At 67.6% G+C, this 4,384-nt stretch carries 4 protein-coding genes; all 4 read left to right on the forward strand.

Features of this window, described 5'->3' with window-relative positions; all coding sequences use genetic code 11:
* Positions 1 to 202 precede the first annotated feature (202 nt).
* The 4 genes from ACUJ8O_RS11375 (at position 203) to ACUJ8O_RS11390 (ending at position 4,377) form a co-directional block, all read left to right on the forward strand.
* Positions 203 to 1,768, forward strand: a complete 1,566-nt coding sequence (locus ACUJ8O_RS11375; protein WP_049147106.1) for a multicopper oxidase family protein — start codon at positions 203 to 205, stop codon at positions 1,766 to 1,768.
* A gap of 221 nt (positions 1,769 to 1,989) precedes the next feature.
* Positions 1,990 to 2,289 carry a transposase gene (locus ACUJ8O_RS11380; protein ID WP_002854321.1) on the forward strand — a complete coding sequence of 100 codons (300 nt, stop codon included), beginning with the start codon at positions 1,990 to 1,992 and terminating at the stop codon, positions 2,287 to 2,289.
* On the forward strand, positions 2,286 to 2,969 hold the full coding sequence (locus ACUJ8O_RS11385; RefSeq protein ID WP_445373392.1) for a DDE-type integrase/transposase/recombinase: 684 nt from the start codon (positions 2,286 to 2,288) through the stop codon (positions 2,967 to 2,969). Before ACUJ8O_RS11380 ends, ACUJ8O_RS11385 begins: the two co-directional genes overlap by 4 nt.
* Complete coding sequence (locus ACUJ8O_RS11390; protein ID WP_095347766.1) at positions 2,935 to 4,377, forward strand: IS30 family transposase; 1,443 nt, start codon at positions 2,935 to 2,937, stop codon at positions 4,375 to 4,377. The genes ACUJ8O_RS11385 and ACUJ8O_RS11390 overlap by 35 nt, the downstream gene beginning before the upstream one ends.
* The last annotated feature ends 7 nt before the right edge of the window (positions 4,378 to 4,384 follow it).

A 4,384-nucleotide genomic window follows, 5' to 3' on the forward strand; every position in this document is an offset into this window, starting at 1 on the left:
CTCGCATGGTCAAAACGATTGTCAGCCGCACCTAAAGCCCCCGGCCGCGCCCCACCGGTGAGCGCAGGGTCCGCCAATACCTCCGGGTGACAGCGGCACGCAGCCCCGGTACGCCACCGGCCTCACCCAGCAACTGATCAGCCATGCCCGGCCCCGTCGCGCCCGCCTGCGACACGGGGCCGGATGACGGAAAGAAGAACCGATGACCTCCTCACTGACCACCCGCCGCACCTTCCTGGGCGCCTCCGTCGGGGCCCTGGCGCTGGCCGGGCTGGCCGCCTGCGCCGATCCCGCCATCAGCCCCCAACCGTCAGGGCGCATCCTGCCCACCGACCCGCTGGTCGCCGAGTACGAGAAACGACGCGCCGCCTCGGGCACCACCGTCACCCACCGGCTCTCCGCCGCACCCCTCGAGACCTCCCTCCAGGGTCGGGGCCTGACCACCTGGGGATACAACGACGGCCTCAACGGGCCGCTGCTGCGCGCCCAGACCGGGGACCTGCTCAAGGTCAGCGTCGCCAACGACCTGCCCGAGGACACGAGCGTGCACTGGCACGGGCTGGCCCTGCGCAACGACGCCGACGGAGTCCAGGGGGTGACCCAGGACCCCATCGCCGCCGGAGGACGCTATACGTACGGCTTCCGGCTGTCCCATCCGGGCACGTACTGGTACCACTCCCACTTCGACACCCAGCGCGAACGCGCCCTGTACGGGGCCCTGATCGTCGAGGACCCCAACGAGCCCCTCAGCTACGACCAGGAATGGGTCGTGATCCTGGACGACTGGCTCGACGGGATCACCGGAACACCGCAGGACGTCGTCGAGGAACTCTCCGCCGGGATGGACATGTCCGGCGACATGGAGGGCATGGCCGGCATGGCGGGCATGGACCACGGGTCCATGAGCCAGGACAGCTCCTCGGGCATGCCCATGAAGCACATGCTCATGGGCGCTGAGAGCGACTATCTGGGCGGGGACGCCGGCGACGTGAAGATCCCCGTGCACCTGTTCAACGGCCGCCCCCCATCCGACCCGGACACCTTCTCCAGCACCCCGGGCAACCGGATCCGCCTGCGCTTGATCAACGCGGCCGGAGACACCGCCTACCGGGTCGGGATCCCCGGCCAGGAACTGACCATCACCCACACCGACGGGTTCCCGGTCCAGCCCCGCCAGGCCGATGCCGTCGTCCTGGGGATGGGCGAACGCCTGGACGTGCTGATCACCCTCGGCGACCAGGCGGTGCCCGTACTGGCCCTGCCCGAGGGCAAGACCGGCCACGCCTACGGCATCATCGCAGCCGGTCCAAAGACCACGCTCTCCGGTCGGCTCCCACAGACCCTGGGCGGAACCGTGCTCGATGGCAGCCGACTGAAGGCACACGAATCCGTCCTGCTCCCACCCAAGGACCCGACCACGACCCACGAGGTACGCCTCACCGGATCGATGATGGAGTACGACTGGGGCATCAACGGGCGACGCTTCGACCCGGCCAACCCCTTCGAGGGCGCCTTCGAACTCCGGTTGGACGAACGCGTGCGGGTCACGATGACCAACGACACCGACATGTGGCACCCCATGCACCTGCACGGCCACACCTTCCAGCTGGCCGACCATGGCGCCCGCAAGGACACGGTCATCATCAAACCCCGGCAAACCATCGTCTTCGACTTCGAGGCGGACAACCCGGGCCAGTGGCTAACCCACTGCCACAACGCCTACCACGCCGAGGCCGGGATGATGGGCGTCTTCTCCTACATCCACTGACCCTCCCGCCCGGCCCACACCCCTCCATCCACGGGGGCATCGCACGGTGGCCGCCCAGGAAAGAACATGCCTTTATCGCTCACCCCCACCCACCGTGCCCAGCCCGCCCGAGACCTCTGGCCCGGCACCCCCGTCCTGACCCGTAGGAGGAAAGGGTCTGCCGTGAGTTTGGTTGACATCTGATCTGTGGTCCCGGGAGGGACTGCTGGAGGGATGACCCCATGCCCGCTGCATACCCCCGAGAGTTCCGCCAGGACGTGGTCGCGATCGCCCGTAAGGGTCAGATGCCGATCGCGCAGGTCGCGAAGGACTTCGGCATCGCCGAGTCCTGCCTACGGCGCTGGCTGGCCCAGGATGATGTCGAGGCCGGGATCCGGCCCGGCATCACCAAGGCTGAGAACGAGGAGCTGAAGGCTCTCAAGCGCCGCAACCGCGAGTTGGAGATGGAGAACGAGGTCCTACGGCGTGCGGCCGCGTATCTGTCCCAGGCGAACCTGAAATTGGGTCAGTCCCCAAAATGACCTATCCCGTCGTGAAGGACCTGGCCCGCGACGGGATTCCCGTGAAACTCTCCTGCCGGGTCCTCGGGTTCTCCCGTCAGGCCTACTACCAGTGGCTGGCCGAACCTGTCAGCGAGCGGGAATGGTCCGACGCGCATGCCGCCAACGCCGTCCTCGATGCCCATGCCGATGACCCGGAGTTCGGATACCGGTTCCTGGCTGATGAGCTCCGCGGCCGTGGCCTGGCCGTGTCGGACCATCAGGTGTTGAAGGCCTGTCGGCTCGTGAAGGTCCGCTGCTGCCACTCGATCCGTCGCGGCTCGGGCAAGCGTCCTGGCCCTGCCGTTCATGATGATCTGGTTCGTCGTGAGTTCGCCGCTGAGAAGCCGAACCAGCTGTGGCTCACGGACATCTCAGAGCATTGGGCCGGGGATTCCAAGCTCGATCTCTGCGCGGTCAAGGACGTGTTCTCGAACCGGATCGTGGGCTACTCGATCAATCGGCGGATGAGCTCGCAGCTGGCCGTGGACGCCCTGCAGATGGCTCTGGGCCGGCGTGGAGGCAAGGCCGAGGTGCAGGGTTGCCGGGTGCATTCGGATCGAGGATCGCAAGGTGGATTCAATCGGTCGTCGCAACACCCTCTCGGAATCACTGGAGGTATGGGCGATGGCAAGCAAGGACTGGGCGAGGAAGATCAGTGACGTGCCCGAGGGGACACGTCGGCAGTGGAGAGCGGATCGGGCCTTGCGGGCCCCGATGCGCTCTCCTGGCAGGCCGCAGCCCTCACGGGAGGTCCAACGCCAGTTCTGGCGTGTGATCGCCACCGGTGTCACCACGGTCGAGGCATCCCTGACTGTGGGCGTGTCCTGGCCCGTCGGGGCGCGCTGGTTCCGTCACGCTGGCGGGATGACCCCGCTGTCCTTAGCCGAGCCCACCGGCCGGTATCTGTCCTTCGCTGAGCGTGAAGAGATCGCAATCCTCCGTGCCCAGGGCCAGGGGGTCCGTCAGATCGCACGCACGCTGGGACGTGATCCCGGCACGATCAGCCGTGAGCTGCGCCGTAACTGCGCCACTCGTTCCGGGAAGCAGGAGTACCGGGCCACGGTGGCGCAGTGGAAGGCCCAGGAAGCTGCCAGGCGGCCCAAGCCGGCGAAGCTGGCCACGAACCAGCGACTGCACGACTACGTCCAGGCACGCCTGAACGGGGTGGTCCTGGGCCCCGATGGCGTGGCCGTGCCGGGACCGGTCGGGCCCGGTTTCAAGGGGCGGAAGATGAAACCGCGCCGGGCGGACCGGCGGTGGTCCACGGCGTGGAGCCCTGAGCAGATCAGCCACCGGCTGCGCCTGGAGTTCCCGGATGATGTGTCCATGCGGATCTCTCATGAAGCGATCTATCAGTCCCTGTTCATCCAGGGGCGTGGGGCGCTCAAGCGTGAACTCGTCGCGTGCCTGCGTACCGGGCGGGCTCTGCGCGAGCCGCGGGCACGTACCCGGAACAAGCCCCAGGGCCACGTCACCGAGGACGTGGTGTTCAGCAAGCGCCCACCCGAGGCCGCTGATCGTGCTGTGCCCGGGCACTGGGAAGGGGACCTGATCATCGGGACCGAGCGTTCAGCGATCGGGACTCTGGCCGAGCGCAAGAGCCGGGCCACGATCCTGGTCCACTTGCCCCGCCTGGAGGGATGGGGTGAGCGGCCGCCGGTGAAGAACGGGCCGTCGCTGGGTGGGTACGGGGCTGAGGCGATGACCGCGGCCCTGATCAAGGCGATGGCGACGGTGCCGGAGCAGCTGCGTCAGAGCTTGACGTGGGATCGGGGCAAGGAGCTGGCCGGGCATGTCCAGTTCACGATGGCCACGGGCACGAAGGTGTTCTTCGCTGACCCCCACTCGCCGTGGCAGCGGCCGACGAACGAGAACACGAACGGGGTGCTGCGGCAGTACTTCCCCAAGGGCACGGACCTGTCGAGATGGTCGGCCGAGGACCTCGCAGCAGTCGCGTACACGCTGAACAACAGGCCCAGGAAGGTCCTGGACTGGAAGACTCCCGCGGAGGTCTTCGCCGAGCAGCTACGCTCGCTCTCAACGCACGGTGTTGCAACGACCGGTTGAACCCGCC

Source organism: Micrococcus sp. EWR3.9.1, assembly GCF_052615555.1.